Origin of the sequence: Streptomyces sp. UNOB3_S3 (assembly GCF_020740895.1) — a bacterium.
Taxonomy (GTDB): Bacteria; Actinomycetota; Actinomycetes; order Streptomycetales; family Streptomycetaceae; genus Streptomyces.
On sequence record NZ_JAILXP010000010.1, the window covers coordinates 26,257 to 42,804 of the forward strand.

12 protein-coding genes and 1 riboswitch are annotated in these 16,548 nt (G+C 74.2%); of the genes, 5 read left to right on the plus strand and 7 right to left on the minus strand.

The window, feature by feature from the left end:
• Positions 1 to 102: 102 nt before the first annotated feature.
• Both K6I33_RS02390 and K6I33_RS02395 read right to left on the minus strand, forming a co-directional pair.
• Entirely contained in the window at positions 103 to 816 is a 714-nt protein-coding gene (locus tag K6I33_RS02390) for a hypothetical protein (RefSeq protein ID WP_229347977.1), read from the minus strand.
• Positions 816 to 2,069 (minus strand): VWA domain-containing protein, encoded by a 1,254-nt coding sequence (locus tag K6I33_RS02395; RefSeq protein WP_229347978.1) that lies wholly within the window; start codon positions 2,067 to 2,069, stop codon positions 816 to 818. Before K6I33_RS02395 ends, K6I33_RS02390 begins: the two co-directional genes overlap by 1 nt.
• 183 nt (positions 2,070 to 2,252) lie before the next feature.
• Between K6I33_RS02395 and rox the strand changes: the two genes are divergently transcribed.
• Positions 2,253 to 3,680 carry a rifampin monooxygenase gene (gene rox / locus K6I33_RS02400; RefSeq protein WP_229347987.1) on the plus strand — a complete coding sequence of 476 codons (1,428 nt, stop codon included), beginning with the start codon at positions 2,253 to 2,255 and terminating at the stop codon, positions 3,678 to 3,680.
• 52 nt (positions 3,681 to 3,732) lie between these two features.
• On the opposite strand, the gene cobN is transcribed toward rox, so the two are convergent.
• Positions 3,733 to 7,443, minus strand: coding sequence for a cobaltochelatase subunit CobN (cobN, locus tag K6I33_RS02405; protein WP_229347979.1), 3,711 nt, complete (start codon positions 7,441 to 7,443; stop codon positions 3,733 to 3,735).
• A 48-nt stretch (positions 7,444 to 7,491) separates the two neighbouring features.
• Positions 7,492 to 7,574: riboswitch (cobalamin riboswitch) on the minus strand.
• A gap of 137 nt (positions 7,575 to 7,711) precedes the next feature.
• Between cobN and cobG the strand changes: the two genes are divergently transcribed.
• From cobG to K6I33_RS02420, 3 genes are read left to right on the plus strand one after another with little or no spacing between them, the layout of a single operon-like run.
• Positions 7,712 to 9,058, plus strand: coding sequence for a precorrin-3B synthase (cobG, locus tag K6I33_RS02410; RefSeq protein WP_229347980.1), 1,347 nt, complete (start codon positions 7,712 to 7,714; stop codon positions 9,056 to 9,058).
• A 47-nt stretch (positions 9,059 to 9,105) separates the two neighbouring features.
• A complete protein-coding gene (locus K6I33_RS02415; protein ID WP_229347981.1) occupies positions 9,106 to 9,759 on the plus strand; it encodes a precorrin-8X methylmutase in 654 nt (217 codons plus the stop codon).
• Positions 9,760 to 9,770: 11 nt separating this feature from the next.
• Positions 9,771 to 11,303 (plus strand): precorrin-2 C(20)-methyltransferase, encoded by a 1,533-nt coding sequence (locus K6I33_RS02420; RefSeq protein WP_229347988.1) that lies wholly within the window; start codon positions 9,771 to 9,773, stop codon positions 11,301 to 11,303.
• Between the two features lie 148 nt (positions 11,304 to 11,451).
• Here the strand turns inward: K6I33_RS02420 and K6I33_RS02425 are convergent, their stop codons facing one another.
• Positions 11,452 to 12,228 (minus strand): cobalt-precorrin-6A reductase, encoded by a 777-nt coding sequence (locus K6I33_RS02425; protein WP_229347982.1) that lies wholly within the window; start codon positions 12,226 to 12,228, stop codon positions 11,452 to 11,454.
• Between the two features lie 86 nt (positions 12,229 to 12,314).
• On the opposite strand from K6I33_RS02425, the gene K6I33_RS02430 reads away from it, so the two are divergent.
• Complete coding sequence (locus K6I33_RS02430) at positions 12,315 to 13,472, plus strand: cobalt-precorrin-5B (C(1))-methyltransferase (RefSeq protein WP_229347983.1); 1,158 nt, start codon at positions 12,315 to 12,317, stop codon at positions 13,470 to 13,472.
• A 48-nt stretch (positions 13,473 to 13,520) separates the two neighbouring features.
• On the opposite strand, the gene K6I33_RS02435 is transcribed toward K6I33_RS02430, so the two are convergent.
• The 3 genes from K6I33_RS02435 to cobM form a co-directional block, all read right to left on the minus strand.
• Positions 13,521 to 14,720 (minus strand): serine hydrolase, encoded by a 1,200-nt coding sequence (locus K6I33_RS02435; protein WP_229347984.1) that lies wholly within the window; start codon positions 14,718 to 14,720, stop codon positions 13,521 to 13,523.
• A 103-nt stretch (positions 14,721 to 14,823) separates the two neighbouring features.
• Positions 14,824 to 15,657 (minus strand): MerR family transcriptional regulator, encoded by an 834-nt coding sequence (locus tag K6I33_RS02440; protein WP_229347985.1) that lies wholly within the window; start codon positions 15,655 to 15,657, stop codon positions 14,824 to 14,826.
• Positions 15,658 to 15,701: 44 nt separating this feature from the next.
• Entirely contained in the window at positions 15,702 to 16,481 is a 780-nt protein-coding gene (gene cobM / locus K6I33_RS02445; protein ID WP_229347986.1) for a precorrin-4 C(11)-methyltransferase, read from the minus strand.
• Positions 16,482 to 16,548 lie beyond the last annotated feature (67 nt).

The following is a 16,548-nucleotide window of genomic DNA, read 5'->3' on the forward strand; positions in this document are numbered from 1 at the left end:
GGACGTCCGGGGGGCGCCGCCGGGTGGGTACAACAGTCGCTATCCGTTCACCGCGGGCCGGTGGGGGCTTGTCGCGCAGTTCCTCGCGCCCCTACGGGGCGCTCAGCGTCGGCGCGGGTGGCGGGTCAGTGTGTACCCGCCGATGGCCGCGAGCGCGCAGAGCACGGCGCCGCCGACGGTCCAGCCCCAACGGCCGGACCACCAGCTGCCGTTCCAGCCGCCGTCGGGCTCGGCGAGGGCCGCCGCGTGCAGGGGCTTGCCCAGCTCGCCGCCCTCGGCGTGGCCCCCGCCCATGTCCTCGGACGTGGCCTCGACCTCCGCCTTCACGGGCAGTCCCTGGTCGCGGTCGGGCGCGTCGGTGACGGTGAGCCGCACGTAGTAAGCGCCGGGCAGCGGGTCGTTGGACCAGCGCTCGGACCAGGGGCGGACCGTGCGCAGCGTGCACGTCAGGGTCACACTGGCGGCCTGCTGCCCGGCGGTCGAGGCCTGCTCGCCCGAGGTGCAGGCCTGGCGGCGGCGCAGTCCGTCGAAGACGTCGAGGCGCCAGGTGGCGGCGCCGGTCCGGGTGGCCGCGTCGGGCAGGGTGACGGTGGCCTTCACCGTCGGCCGCTGCCCGGCGCCCGCCGGGAACTGCCAGTAGAGGTAGTCGCCCGTGGAGGCGTTGGCCGTGGCCTTCTGCCCCTGCTGGATGGCGACGGCGGTACGGAAGGCGGTGCCGGCCTCACTGGGGGCGTCGTCGGCGACGGCCGCCCCGGCCGGGGCGAGCAGGGCCGCGCCCGTGAGCAGGACGGCGGTCAACGCGCGTTTCATCCGCATCAGTTCTCCCTCCACACGGCGATGCGCCAGCGGGCCAGCCAGCCGAACAGCAGGCCGGCGAGCAGTCCGGTCAGGCCCAGGACGAGGAGCAGCACCCAGCCCCGGCCGAGGCCGAAGGCGGCCAGGTCGGACGGGTCGTCGGGACCCTTGACCACGTCGACGGCCAGTTCCACCGGCAGTCCGGGGTCGCGCTTGACGGAGGCGGGCGCGGAGAAGGAGTTGGAGACCTCCACGCAGACGGTCCGCGGCTCCTTGTGGTCCTCGTCCTCGGCGACGGGGTAGCGCAGTCCGGAGGCCAGCACATCGGTGCGGCCGCTGCCCGCGTCGCTGCCGCGCACGAGCTCCTGCCCGTTCTCGCCCATCGCGCGGACCAGTACGCCGTAGTCCCGGTCGACGGCGCGGTCGGCGGCGACGCTCGCCGCGAAGCGCAGCTCCTGGCCGGGCTTGACCTTGACCTTGTACACGCGGTGCTGGGAGAAGGTCTCGCGGTCGGTCCAGATGCCGGCGCCGATCTCGGGCGCGGTCCGGCACTCCTCGGTGCCCGAGACGGGCTTGGGCGTCTCGACGGGCGTGTCGGCCCGCTTCACCAGCTGCTTGATGCGGCCGGAGAGCTCCTTGCGGTGCCGCACGGTGGTGTACGTGCCACCGGTGGCCTCGGCGATGCAGCTCAGCTGCTCGCGGGTCTTGTCGTCGGAGGCGAGGCCGAGGGTGTCGATGGTCAGGTGCGTGCCCTTGGCGGCGAGTTCGCGGGCCACGTCACAGGGGTCGGGCAGGCCGCAGGAGTCCTCGCCGTCGGTGATGAGCACGATCCGGCGCGTCCCGCCGTCCGTCCCCAGGTCCTGGTCGGCGCCGCGCAGGGCGAGGCCGATGGGCGTCCAGCCGGTGGGCTTGAGGTTGGCCACGGACGCCTTGGCGTCGGCCTTGTCCACATTGCCGACGCGGTACAGCTGCTGGCTGTCGCGGCAGCCGAGCGTCTTGTCCTCACCGGCGTAATTGGCGCCGAGCGTGCGGATGCCGAGCCGGACACCGGTCGGCACCGAGTCGATGACCTCGTTGAACGCCTCCTTGGCGGCCGTCATGCGCGACTGCCCGTCGATGTCCGTCGCGCTCATCGAGCCGCTGACGTCGAGGACCAGCTCGACCTTCGGCGAATTCTTCGAGGGCCCGTCCGCGGCGTTCGCCGGTGTGACGCCCAGGGCCAGGGCGGCGAGCAGGGCGCAGGCCCCCGCCGCCAGCCGTTTTCTGATGATCATCCAAAGGATCCTAGTGCCCCCGAGGGGGGCCGTCGCCGGCGTACCGGCGCACGACAAAGGCGAGGAACGCAACCATTCCTCGCCATGCTCAACTTATAGCGCACAGGGGGCCTTGCCGCAAGGCCCCGGTCATACCGCACAATCACCGGGCTGAAGCCAGGAACTGCGGAAATGAGACTTGTGATGATCGACGTGATCGTTGTCGGCGGTGGACCGACCGGCCTGATGCTGGCCAGTGAGCTGCGGCTGCACGGGGTGCACGTGGTCGTTCTCGAGAAGGAGACGCAGCCTGCCCCGATGGTCCGTGCGCTGGGCCTCCACGTGCGCAGCATCGAGGTGCTGGACCAGCGCGGCCTGCTGGACACGTTCCTCGCGAACGGCACGAAGTACGAACGGTTCCCCGGGTTCTTCGCCGGCATCGGCAAGCCGTGGCCCGAGCGGATGGACACGGCGCACTCGTACGTCCTCGGCATCCCGCAGACCGTCACCGACCGCCTGCTGGAGGAGCACGCCACCGCGGCCGGCACGGAGATCCGGCGCGGCCGCGAGGTGGCCGGGCTGAGCCAGGACGAGGACGGGGTGACCGCCGAGCTGACGGACGGCACACGGCTGCGCGCCCGTTACCTCGTCGGCTGCGACGGCGGCCGCAGCACGGTCCGCAAGCTCGCCGGGGTCGCCTTCCCCGGCGAGCCCAGCAGGGTCGAGACGCTGCTGGGCGAGATGGAGGTGACCATGCCGCAGGAGGAGCTGAACGCGGTGATGGCCGAAGTCCGCAAGACGCAGAAGCGGTTCGGCTTCATGCCCCTCGGGAACGAGACGTTCCGCGTCATCGTGCCCGCCGAGGGGGTGGCCGAGGACCGCACGGTCGCGCCGACCCTGGACGAGTTCAGGCGACAGCTGCGGGCGACCGCCGGGACCGACTTCGGCGTGCACTCGCCGCGCTGGCTCTCCCGCTTCGGCGACGCCACCCGGCAGGCCGAGCGCTACCGCGTCGGCCGGGTGCTGCTGGCCGGCGACGCCGCGCACATCCACCCGCCGACCGGCGGGCAGGGCCTCAACCTCGGCGTCCAGGACGCGTTCAACCTCGGCTGGAAGCTGGCCGCCGAGGTGGCCGGCTGGGCCCCCGAGGACCTGCTGGACAGCTACCACGCCGAACGGCACCCGGTGGCCGCCGACGTGCTGGACAACACCCGCGCGCAGATGCTGCTGATGTCCACCGAGCCGGGCCCCCAGTCCGTACGCCGGCTGGTGTCGGAGCTGATGGACTTCGAGGAGGTGAACCGACACCTGATCGAGAAGATCACCGCGGTCGGCGTCCGCTACGACTTCGGCGACGGCCACGGGCTGCTCGGCAAGCGGATGCGGGACGTGCGGCTGAAGCGGGGGCGGCTGTACGAGCTGACGCGCGGCGGCCGCGGACTGCTCCTCGACCAGACCGGCCGGCTCTCGGTGGAGGGCTGGGCGGACCGGGTCGACCACGTCGTCGACGTCAGCGAGGAACTGGACGCGCCCGCCGTGCTGCTGCGGCCGGACGGCCATGTGGCCTGGGCCGGTGAGGACCAGCGGGAGCTGGTCGACCACCTGCCGAAGTGGTTCGGCGCCGCCGCCTGACGACAGCGCGGCTCCGGCCCGGAGTGCTCCGGGCCGGAACGAACCGGCCGGTTCAGTCGTCGCCGCCCTCCAGGTTCCCTTCCGTCTCCAGGAACAGCTGCCGCAGCGCTTCCAGCGTCTCCGCGTCCGGCTTGGCCCACATGCCGCGGCTCTCCGCCTCCAGGAGGCGTTCGGCGATGCCGTGGAGGGCCCAGGGGTTGGCCTCCTCCAGGAAGGCGCGGTTCTCCGGGTCCAGGGCGTAGGTCTGCGCGAGCTTGTCGTACATCCAGTCGGGGACGACGCCGGTGGTGGCGTCGTAGCCGAAGAGGTAGTCGACGGTGGCGGCGAGTTCGAAGGCGCCCTTGTAGCCGTGGCGGCGCATCGCCTCGATCCAGCGCGGGTTGACCACACGGGCGCGGAAGACGCGGGACGTCTCCTCGACGAGGGTGCGGGTGCGGACCGTCTCGGGGCGGGTGGAGTCGCCGATGTACGCGGCGGGGGCGGTGCCCTTCAGGGCCTTCACCGTGGCGACCATGCCGCCGTGGTACTGGAAGTAGTCGTCGGAGTCGGCGATGTCGTGCTCGCGGGTGTCGGTGTTCTTGGCCGCGACCGCGATGCGCTTGTAGGCCGTCTCCATGTCCTCGCGGGCCGGGCGGCCCTCCAGGCCCCGGCCGTAGGCGTAGCCGCCCCAGACCGTGTACACCTCGGCCAGGTCCGCGTCGGTGCGCCAGTCGCGGCTGTCGATCAGCTGGAGCAGACCGGCGCCGTACGTGCCCGGGCGGGAGCCGAAGATGCGGGTGGTGGCGCGGCGTTCGTCGCCGTGGGCGGCGAGGTCGGCCTGGGTGTGGGCGCGGACGAAGTTCCGGTCGGCCGGCTCGTCGAGGGCGGCGACGAGCCGCACGGCGTCGTCCAGCAGACCGATGACGTGCGGGAACGCGTCACGGAAGAAACCGCTGATGCGCAGGGTGACATCGACGCGGGGGCGGCCCAGCTCGGCCGGCGGGATCGGTTCCAGGCCCGTGACGCGGCGCGACGCCTCGTCCCAGACCGGGCGGACGCCCAGCAGCGCCAGCGCCTCGGCCACGTCGTCGCCCGCCGTGCGCATCGCGCTCGTGCCCCACAGGGACAGGCCCACGGACTCCGGCCAGTCACCGTTGTCCGTGCGGTAGCGCTCCAGGAGGGAGTCGGCGAGGGCCTGGCCGGTCTCCCAGGCGAGGCGGCTGGGGACGGCCTTGGGGTCGACGGAGTAGAAGTTGCGGCCGGTCGGGAGGACGTTGACGAGGCCGCGCAGCGGGGAACCCGACGGGCCTGCCGGGACGAAGCGGCCCTCCAACGCCTTGACGGCGTTGTCGAGTTCGCCGGTGGTCGCCGACAGGCGCGGGACGACCTCGCGGGCGGCGAAGTCCAGGACGGCCGAGACGGGGTCGGCCTGCGCGGGAGCGGTGCCCGGCACCGTGGGTTGTGCCCACCCTCCCCCAAGCTCTCGGCTTCGCTCGAGCAGGGGGGACCCCCATCGCCCTGCGGGACGATTGCCCACAACGGTACGTACCGCTGCCGGGTCCCAGTTCGCGGCCTCCATCGCCTCCACCAGGGCTCGGGCCTCCGCCTCCGCTTCGTCGGCGGTGGTGCGGGTGGCGGCCGACTCGTCCAGGCCGAGGGCCTCGCGCAGGCCCGGCAGGGCCGTCGTGCCGCCCCAGATCTGGCGGGCGCGCAGGATCGACAGGACCAGGTTGACGCGGTCGGCGCCCGCCGGGGCGGAGCCCAGGACGTGGAGGCCGTCGCGGATCTGGGCGTCCTTGACCTCGCACAGCCAGCCGTCGACGTGGAGGAGGAAGTCGTCGAAACCGTCGTCCTCCGGGCGCTCCTCCAGGCCCAGGTCGTGGTCGAGGCGGGCGGCCTGGATCAGCGTCCAGATCTGGGCGCGGATCGCGGGGAGCTTGGCCGGGTCCATCGAGGAGATCTGCGCGTACTCGTCGAGGAGCTGCTCCAGGCGCGCGATGTCGCCGTAGGAGTCGGCGCGGGCCATGGGCGGCACGAGGTGGTCGACGAGCGTGGCGTGGGCGCGGCGCTTGGCCTGGGTGCCCTCGCCGGGGTCGTTGACGAGGAACGGGTAGACCAGCGGCAGGTCACCGAGGGCGGCGTCGGGGCCGCAGGCGGCGGACAGGCCGGCGTTCTTGCCGGGCAGCCACTCCAGGTTGCCGTGCTTGCCCAGGTGGACCATCGCGTCGGCGCCGAAGCCGCCGTCCTCGCGGGAGGCGGCGATCCAGCGGTAGGCGGCGAGGTAGTGGTGGGAGGGCGGCAGGTCGGGGTCGTGGTAGATGGCGATGGGGTTCTCACCGAAGCCGCGCGGCGGCTGGATGAGGATCAGCAGATTGCCGCGGCGCAGGGCGGCGAGGACGATATCGCCTTCTGGGTCGCCTTCGGCAGCGCGGCTGCGGTCGACGAACATCTCGCCGGGCGCCGGGCCCCAGTACTCCTCGACGGCCTCGCGCAGCTCGCCGGGGAGCTGCTCGTACCAGCGCTTGTAGTCGGCGGCCGGGATGCGGACGGGGTTGCGGGCGAGTTGCTCCTCCGTCAGCCAGTCCTGGTCGTGGCCGCCGGCCTCGATGAGGGCGTAGATGAGCTCGTCGCCGTCGCCGGACGCGAGCCCCGGGACCTCCTCGTCGCCGAAGTCGTAGCCCTCCTCGCGGAGCCGGCGCAGCAGGGCGACGGCGCTGGCGGGGGTGTCGAGGCCGACGGCGTTGCCGATACGGGAGTGCTTGGTGGGGTACGCGGAGAGGACGAGCGCCAGCCGCTTCTCGGCGGCGGGGATGTGGCGGAGGCGGGCGTGGCGTACGGCGATGCCCGCGACGCGCGCGGCGCGCTCGAGGTCGGGGACGTAGGCGGGGAGGCCGTCCGCGTCGATCTCCTTGAAGGAGAAGGGGACGGTGATGATGCGGCCGTCGAACTCGGGCACGGCGACCTGGGTGGCGGAGTCGAGCGGGGAGAGCCCCTCGTCGTTCTCCTCCCAGGCCTCGCGGGTGCCGGTCAGGCAGAGGGCCTGGAGGATCGGCACGTCGAGGGCGGCGAGCGCGCCGGCGTCCCAGGACTCGTCGTCGCCGCCCGCGGAGGCGTCGGCGGGCCGGGTGCCGCCGGCGGCGAGGACGGTGGTGACGATGGCGTCGGCGTCGCGCAGGGCGTCGATCAGCTCGGGCTCGGGGGCGCGCAGCGAGGCGACGTACAGCGGCAGGGCGCGGCCGCCCGCGTCCTCGACGGCGCCGCAGAGGGCGTCGACGAAGGCGGTGTTGCCGCTCATGTGGTGGGCGCGGTAGTAGAGCACGGCGACGAGCGGGCCGGTCGCACCGGGCTTGGGGGTGCGCTCCAGCTCGCCCCAGGCGGGGGCGGGGGCCGGCGGCTCGAAGCCGTGGCCGGTGAGCAGCACGGTGTCGGAGAGGAAGCGGGCCAGCTGTTCGAGGTTGGCGGGGCCGCCGTGGGCGAGGTAGGCGTGGGCCTCGGCGGCGATGCCGACGGGGACGGTGGACGCCTCCATCAGCTGGGCGTCGGGGGCCTGTTCGCCGGTGAGGACGACGACGGGGCGCGGGCCGGCCAGCAGCTGGTCGAGCCCCTCCTGCCAGGCGCGCAGGCCGCCGAGGAGGCGCACGATGACGAGGTCGGTGCCGTCCAGCAGGTCCGGGAGTTCTTCGAGGGCGAGCCGGGCGGGGTTGGCGAGCCGGTACGGGACCGGGCCGCCGGCCGCACGGGCGCTGAGCAGGTCGGTGTCGGACGTCGACAGGAGCAGGATCACGGCATGCCTTCCTCGGGGTCCGCGCCCCGGGCGGTGGGAGGACGGCGGGAGTTCCTGACTCACCGCGGCCGCGCGCTTGCGCTGCCGGGCACACAGTGGCGGGACCGTGCCGGGATCACACCGGCTTCCTCCCCTGTCGCCGTCGCTGGCGAAAGTCATAGTAGCGATGCGGGGTCCCGCCCAGGGGGTTCGAGGGGGCGGAGCCCCCTCGGAAACGGTGAAAGGGCGGGACTGGGGCCCTTCCGCCCCCGTCGGTATGCTCGCCGCCATGTCCACTCCCCCCGAACCCCCTGGTCGCGAGCGCGGCGACGCCTGCCCCGGCGCGCTGCGGCTGCACACGGCGGATGACGGGGCGCTGGCCCGCGTGCGCCTGCCCGGCGGGCTCCTGACAGCACGTCAAGCCGACGTACTCGCCGACCTCGCCGACGACTTGGGCGACGGCCGGCTCGACCTCACTTCCCGCGGCAACGTCCAGCTCCGCGGCCTCGCCGACGCCTGCGGCGCCCCCCTGGGCGCCCGGCTGCGCGAGGCCGGCCTGCTGCCCTCGGACCGCCACGACCGGATCCGGAACGTCGCGGCCTCCCCACTCTCCGGCCTGGACGGAAAGGGCTTCTCGGACATCCGGCCCTGGGTGCGCGAACTCGACCGCCTCCTCTGCGCGTCCGACGACCTCATCGCCCTCTCCGGCCGTTTCCTCTTCGGGCTCGACGACGGCCGCGGCGACATCGCGGCCCTCGAACCCGATGTGACATTGATCGCAACCGAGGGCGGCCACCAGGCCCTCCTGTGCTTCGGCACCGGCCCCGACGCCCTGCGCGTCGCCGTCGAGGACGCGCCGCGCGCGGCCGTCCTGGCGGCCCGTGAGTTCCTCGCGGTGCTGCGCGAGAGCGGCGGCGCGGCGTGGCGCGTCCGTGAACTGCCCCCTGGGCTGCGGCCGCGCCCGGACCGGCTCGCGGCCCGGCTGGCGGCGGCCGGCATCGGCTCCGCGCCCGTACCCGGCGCCACGCTCCCCCTCGGTTCCCCGCCCGCGCCCGGCGCGGTCCACGGCCCCGGCGGGCGGTGGGCGGTGTCGGTGGCCGCGCCCCTGGGCCGGTTCTCCTCCGCGCAGTGGCGGCTCCTCGCCCGTACCGCCGCCGACCAGGACGGCGGCGACAGCGGCGGCGAACTCCGCGTCACGCCGTGGCGCGGGGTCGTCGTCACGGGGCTCACCGCCCCGGTGGCCGCGGCGCGCCTCGCGGCGCTCGCGGACGCGGGCCTGGTCACCTCCGCCGCCTCCCCCTGGCACGGCGCGGGCGCCTGTACCGGCCGGCCGGGGTGCGTCAAGTCCCTGGCGGATGTACGGGCCGACGCGACCGCCTCCCTGGCGGCCGCGCGCCCTGGCGGCCCCGGGACGCTGCCCGTGTACTGGTCCGGGTGCGAACGGCGCTGCGGCCACCCCGGCGGCCGGTGGGTCGACGTCCTGGCGACCGGCGACGGCTACCGGATCGCCGTACGACGGGAGGCGGAGGACGAGGCGGTCGCCATGACGACCGCCGCCGGTCTGGCCGACGCGGTCACGGCGGCACGAGACGCACACCCCACACAGCCGACGACGGCCGACGGCCCCCACGGTTGAGCGGACCACGGCGGCACCCCGGCAAACCCCCACGCAGAACCAGCGACATGCACCACCCAGCGAGCGAGGGCACAGTGTTCGACTACGACAAGGACGGCGCGTCCATCTACCGCCAGTCCTTCGCCACCATCCGCGCCGAGGCGGACCTCGGCGGGCTGCCGCCCGACGTCGGCCGGGTCGCGGTCCGCATGATCCACGCCTGTGGGATGACCGACCTGGTCCAGGACCTCGCGTATTCGCCGGGGGTCGTGGCCCGGGCCCGTGAGGCGCTGCTCGCGGGCGCGCCGATCCTGTGCGACGCGAACATGGTCGCCAGCGGCGTCACCCGCAAGCGGCTGCCCGCGGACAACGAGGTGGTGTGCACCCTCGCCGACCCAGCCGTGCCGGAGCTGGCGCGGCGCATGGGCACGACCCGCAGCGCGGCGGCGCTGGAGCTGTGGCGCGACAGGATGGAGGGCGCGGTGGTCGCGGTGGGCAACGCCCCCACGGCGCTGTTCCGTCTCCTGGAGATGATCCACGAGGGCGCGCCCCGCCCGGCCGCCGTGCTGGGCATCCCGGTGGGCTTCATCGGCGCGGCGGAGTCGAAGGACGCGCTGGCCGGGAGCCCGCTGGGGCTGGAGTATCTGGTGGTGCGGGGCCGGCGCGGTGGCAGCGCCATGGCCGCGGCCGCGATCAACGCGATAGCGAGCGAGGAAGAGTGAACGAGAAGCCCATGCCCACCGGGCGGCTGTACGGGGTGGGGCTGGGGCCCGGCGACCCCTCGCTGCTGACCGTACGGGCCGTCGAGGTCATCGGGGCGGCGGACGTCGTCGCCTACCACAGCGCCCGGCACGGGCGCAGCATCGCGCGCTCCATCGCCGAACGCCATCTGCGCCCCGGCCAGATCGAGGAACCGCTGGTCTATCCGGTGACGACGGAGACCACCGACCACCCCGGCGGCTACCGGGGCGCGCTGGAGGAGTTCTACGAGAAGGCCGCGGCCCGGCTCGCCGCGCACCTGGACGCCGGGCGGACGGTGGCGGTGCTCGCCGAGGGCGACCCGCTCTTCTACAGCTCGTACCAGCACATGCACAAGCGGCTCGCGCACCGCTATCCGACGGAGGTCGTGCCGGGAGTGACGTCGTTCAGCGCGGCGGCGGCCCGGCTGGGCAGGCCGCTGGTGGAGGGCGAGGAGACGCTGACGATCCTGCCGGGCACGCTGCCCGAGGAGGAGCTGACGGCACGGCTGGCCCAGGCCGACTCCGCCGTGGTGATGAAGCTCGGCCGGACGTTCCCGGCGGTGCGGGGCGCGCTGGAGCGCTCCGGGCGGCTGGCGGAGGCGCGGTACGTCGAACGCGCGACGATGAGCGGGGAGCGCACGGGCCGGGTGGCGGACGTCGACCCGGAGTCGGTGCCGTACTTCTCGCTGGCCGTGCTGCCGAGCCGGGTGGCCTCCCACGGGGGCGTCCTTTCGGACGCCGACGCGGCAGCCCGCGCGAACGCCGCCGGCCGTGGCGAGGTCGTGGTCGTCGGCCTCGGCCCGGCGGGACCGCTGTGGCTGACGCCGGAGGCCCGGGGCGCGCTGGCGGCGGCGGAGGACGTCGTCGGCTACACCACGTACGTGGACCGGGTACCCGTACGGCCGGGCCAGGAGCGGCACGCCTCGGACAACAAGGTGGAGTCGGAGCGCGCCGAGTTCGCCCTCGACCTGGCCCGGCAGGGCCGCCGCGTCGCGGTGGTGTCCTCCGGCGACCCGGGCGTCTTCGCGATGGCCTCCGCCGTGCTGGAGGTCGCCGCCGAGGACCCCTACCGCGAGGTCCCGGTCCGGGTCGTCCCCGGGATGACCGCCGCCCACGCGGCCGCCGCCCGCGCGGGCGCCCCGCTGGGCCACGACTACGCCGTCGTCTCCCTCTCCGACCGGCTCAAGCCGTGGGAGGTGATCGCGGAACGGCTGCGCGCGGCGGCCGCGGCCGACCTGGTGCTGGCCCTGTACAACCCCGGTTCCCGCAGCCGCCTCTGGCAGGTCGGCGCGGCCCGCGACCTGCTCCTGGAGCACCGCGCTCCCGAGACGCCGGTGGTCATGGCGCGGGACGTGGGCGGTCCGGAGGAGTCCGTGCGCGTCGTCCGCCTCGGCGAACTGGACCCCGCCGAGGTCGACATGCGCACGCTCCTCATCGTCGGCTCCACGCAGACGCGCACCGCGCGGCGGGGCGAGGACGGCGCGGAGCGGATCGTCTGGACGCCGCGCCGCTACCCGGAGGGCTGACGGTTCCAGGGGCTCCGCCCCCGGACCCCCGCTCCTCAAACTCCCCCAGCTACCGCTGGGAGGTGCCCCCAGCGGGCTGATTTCAGCCCGTCCGGCGTTTGAGGACACGCGGCGCAGCCGCGTCCGGGGTCCGGGGGCGGAGCCCCGGTCACGGGAAGGGGCGGGATCGGGGAAAGAGCCCCCTCAGCCACTCCACGGCCGCCTCCGGGCCCGGCACCTCCGGCACCCCCTCCGGTACCGGTGGCCGGCGGACCACCACCACGGGGACGCCCGCCTCGCGCGCGGCGCCCAGCTTCGCCGCCGTCGCCGCCGCGCCGCTGTCCTTCGTCACCAGGACGTCGATCGCGTGGCGCCGCAGCAGTTCCCGCTCGCCCTCCAGCGTGAACGGGCCCCGGTCGAGGAGGACTTCCATGCGCGGCGGCACCGGCGGCTCGGGCGCGTCCACGGAGCGGACCAGGAACCACTTATCCTCGAGGTGCGCGAAGGCGCCCAGGCCCATCCGGCCCGTGGTCAGGAACACCCGCTCGCCCATCGCCGGCAGGGCCCGCGCCGCGTCGGCCAGGGAGGCGACGTCACGCCAGTCGTCGCCCGGCCCCGCCACCCAGCCGGGACGGCGGACGGCCAGCAGGGGCACCCCGGCCGCGGCGGCGGCCCGCGCCGCGTTGAAACTGATCGTGCCGGCGAAAGGATGGGTGGCGTCGATGAGCGCGGCCACCTGCTGCTCACGCAGCCAGTGGGCGAGGCCCTCGGGACCTCCGAACCCCCCGATCCGCACCTCCCCCGCCGGCAGCCGCGGCGCGGCGACCCGCCCCGCGAGCGAGCTGGTGACCCGGAGCGCCGGGTCGGCGGCCAGTTCCTCCGCGAGCCGTCGCGCCTCGGTCGTACCGCCCAGGATGAGGATGTGGCGCTCCGCGCCGGCGTTCACGATCCACTGCCCTTCCGTCGTCTCCGTCGTCGTCCGGTCCCGCGTCGTCGTCCGGCCGTCGGCCCAGCCTACGGGCGGGGGCCGGCATGGCTGACGGCACGGCTGACGGCACGGCTGACGGCACAGCCACCGGGGGCCGCGCCGCCCAGCTCCAGCACACCGGGATGCGGCACGGCTGGACGACGGGCGCCTGTGCCACCGCCGCCACCACGGCGGCGTACACAGCGCTGCTCACCGGGGAATTCCCCGATCCCGTGGGAATCACGCTGCCCAAGGGGCAGACGCCCGCGTTCGCGCTCGCCGCGGAGCGGCTGGACGAGGACGGGCGCGCCGCCATGGCCGCCATAGTCAAGGACGCCGGCGACGACCCGGACGTCACCCACGGCGCCCTGATCCGGGCCACGGTCCGGCTCCTGCCGCCCGGCTCCGGGGTGGTCTTCCGGGCCGGCCCGGGTGTCGGCACGGTCACCCGGCCCGGGCTGCCACTGGCCGTGGGCGAGCCCGCCATCAACCCCGTGCCCCGGCAGATGATGCGCGATCACATCGCCGAGGCAGCCGCCCGGCACGGCGGCACGGGGGACGTCGAGATCGAGGTGTCCGTCGACCACGGCGAGGAGATCGCCCGCTCCACCTGGAACCCGCGCCTGGGCATCCTCGGCGGGATCTCCATCCTGGGCACGACCGGCATCGTCGTCCCCTACTCCTGCTCGGCGTGGATCGACAGCATCCGGCGCGGCGTGGACGTGGCCCGGGCGGCGGGCCGTACGCATGTGGCGGGCTGTACGGGGTCGACGTCCGAGAAGGTCGCGGTGGCCGTGCACGGGCTGCCCGAGGACGCGCTGCTGGACATGGGCGACTTCGCGGGGGCGGTGCTCAAGTACATCCGCCGCCACCCGGTGGACCGGCTGACCGTCGCCGGCGGCTTCGCCAAGCTCTCCAAGCTGGCGGCCGGCCACCTCGACCTCCACTCGGCCCGCTCGCAGGTGAACAAGGAGTTCCTCGCGGAACTCGCCCGGCACGGCGGCGGTGACGACGCGCTCGCGGCCGCCGTCACCGGCGCCAACACGGGCCTGGAGGCACTGCGCCTGTGCGAGGCCGCGGGCGTCCCCCTCGGTGACCTCGTCGCCGTGACCGCCCGCGACGAAGCGCTGGCCGTGCTGCGCGGGGCGCCCGTCGCGGTCGACGTCATCTGCATCGACCGCGCGGGCGTCATCGTGGGCCGAGCGGGCCCGAAGGGCCCGTAAGGGGCGCGAGGAACTGCGCGACCGGCCCCGGACGGCCCGCAGCCGCACTCAGCGGTTGACCGGCTTCGCCGCCGCCGTACCGCAGAACGCCCCCTCAAACATGTTCTCGAACGGCGGGGACTGGTCCAGCCAGTCACCATTGATGTTGAACGTGAGCGCGTTCTTGCCGTCACGGGTCACGGCCGCGCCGGACAGGGAGCCCCAGACCACCCCGTCGTGGCCCCAGACGGTCGTGCCGCAGGTGAGGGCGCGGGACATGATGCCCAGGCCATAGCGGAACTGCTGCCCGGTGTCCACGGTCGTGAGCATCTCGTCGAGCTGCTTGCGCGGCAGGAGCCTGCCCTGGAGCAGGGCGCTGTAGAAGCGGTTGAGGTCGCCGCTGGTGCTGACGACCTCGCCCGTCGCCCCGGACCAGGAGGGGCGGTACTCGGTGGCGTCGTGGATCTCCGGGCCGGGGTTCTGGACGTAGAGCTTGGAGTAGCCCACCGGGTGCGGGGCGGGCAGCTTGGGGTCGGTGCCGGGGAAGGTGGTCTCCGTCAGGCCCAACGGCTTGACGATGCGGCGCTCGATCTCGCTCGCGTAGGGCTTGCCGGTGACCTTCTCGATGATCATTCCGGCGAGGACGAAGCCGGTGTTGGAGTAGGTCCAGCCCTGGCCCGGCGCGAAGTCGGGCTTGTGCCGGAGGCCGATGGCGACGATCTCCTGGGGCGTCTTGACGTCGTAGCGGTGCTGGAGGAAGCCGGTGCCGTTCATGGCCTTGTCCCACTCCTCGGTCGACACCATGTCGTGGACGCCGCTGGTGTGGTTGAGGAGCTGACGGATCGTGATCTTGTTGCCGTCGTAGCCGTTGCCCTGGACGACCCCGGGCAGCCACCGCTCCACGGAGTCGTCCAGGCTCAGCCTGCCCTCGGCCGCCAGCTGGAGGACGGTGGTGGCGACGAAGGTCTTGGTGATGCTGCCCGCCCGGAAGTGGTCGGCGGCGGTCCGCTTCCGCTTGCTGTCGGTGTCGGCGTGGCCGGACGTCCCGAACCAGGTCCCCCGGGGCGTACGGGTCTCGGCGGCGACGCCCGGCATCCCGGCCGCGACGAGGCCGTCGAGGGCCCGCTGCGTCGCGGCGCGGTGGTCGCCCCGCTCCGCCGCCGGGGCCGCCGCGCCCGCCGGCCCGGCCGCGACCGTGCCGCCGACGACGGCGACGGCCGCGGCGAGCGCGACGAGCCGGCCGCGCGTCTTCATTGTGTGCTTCCGCATGGATTCCCCCCTTGGGATTGCGCGGTCCGACCGACCGTCACATGATCATTCCAAGGTGAGCACACCGTGCGGTATGTGACTATGACGGATCACACATCCGGTTTCACCCGGTTCCGGTCACCGGCTCCACCGGCTCCTGGAGCTCCGTCACCCACCCGGCGGGGTCGCCCTCGCCGTACGCGAGGTACACCTCGCGCGCGTAGCCCGTCGAGCGGTAGCCGTTGGCGTCGATCCAGCGGGCCAGGGCCTGGACGGTGGGCACCACATCGTTCATGGGCCCGTGGTGCACGACCGCCGCCACCTTGGGCAGGGCCGGCAGCTCGGTGATCCGGACGCCGTCGCCGCGCGCGTCGGCGGGGACGGGGAGCCCGGCGTGGACCACGATCCCCTCGCCGTCGGGCGCGTCCTCGTACCACATGACCGACGAGCCCGTCGGCTCGATCCCTGCCGTCTCCAGCAGACCGCACAGCTCCTCGAAGAGCCGGTCGGCGACCGGGCCGATCTCCTCCGGGCCGAAGCTCGCCACCCGCCCGCTCAGTTCGGCGACCCGGACGGCCGGCGCGCTCTTGATCACCACGTCGTGGGTGCTCATCTGTCCCTCGCTCTCGATGGTGCGGAGCCTCGCCTCGACCCGCGCCAGCCGGGCCGCGGCCGCCGCGGCGGCGGCCTCCAGCTCGGCCCGGCGCAGCCTCAGCATCCCGCGCAGCTCCTCGGCGCTCACCTCGTCGTCCACGATCGCCTGGACCTGTTGGAGGGTGAATCCGAGGTCCTTGAGGGCGATGACGCGGTTGAGGCGGGCGAGCTGTCCGGCTTCGTAGAAGCGGTAGCCGCTGTGCGGGTCGACACGGGCGGGGCGCAGCAGTCCGATGGTGTCGTAGTGACGCAGCATGCGGACGGACACGCGGCCGTGGCGGGCGAAGTCTCCGATGGTGAACATGATGAGTTCAGTTACGGGCCTGACACGGTGTGAGGGTCAAGCGTTCAGCCGTTCGCGCCGTCCGGGACCGTCCGGCCGCAGGTGTCCCGGTCCCGTTCGGCCGAGTACAGGAAGCTGTCGGGGAACTGCCCGGCGGCGAGGGCGCGGCCGACGAGGATGACGGCGGTGCGGACGACGCCGGCCGCCTTCATCTGCCCGGCGATGTCGGCGAGGGTGCCGCGCAGCACGATCTCGTCGGGGCGGCTGGCCATGGCGACGGCGGCGGCCGGGCAGTCGGCGCCGTAGCGCGGGAGGAGTTCCTCGACGACGCGGTCGGCGTGGCGGGCGGCGAGGTGGAGGACGAGCAGGGCGCCGCTGCGGCCGAGGGTGGCGAGGTCCTCGCCGGGGGGCATGGGGGTGGCCCGCTGGGCGACACGGGTGAGGATGACGGTCTGGCCGACGGTGGGCACGGTCAGCTCACGGCCGAGGGCGGCCGCGGCGGCGGCGAAGGCGGGGACGCCGGGGACGATCTCGTAGGGGATGCCGTGGGCGTCGAGGCGGCGGATCTGCTCGGCGACGGCGCTGAAGACGGCGGGGTCGCCGGAGTGGAGCCGGGCCACGTCCTGGCCGGCCTCGTGGGCGCGGACGAACTCGGCGGTGATCTCGTCGAGGTCGAGGTGGGCGGTGTCGACGAGCCGGGCGCCGGGCGGGCACTCGGCGAGGAGCTCCGTGGGGACGAGGCTGCCGGCGTAGAGACACACGCCGCACCGGGCGAGGGTCCGGGCGCCGCGCACGGTGATGAGATCGGCGGCACCGGGCCCGGCACCGATGAAGTAGACGGTCATAGAGGAGTCTCCTGACGTTTCGGGGTGATCGGGCTGGGGGCACCTCCCAGCGGTAGCTGGGGGAGGG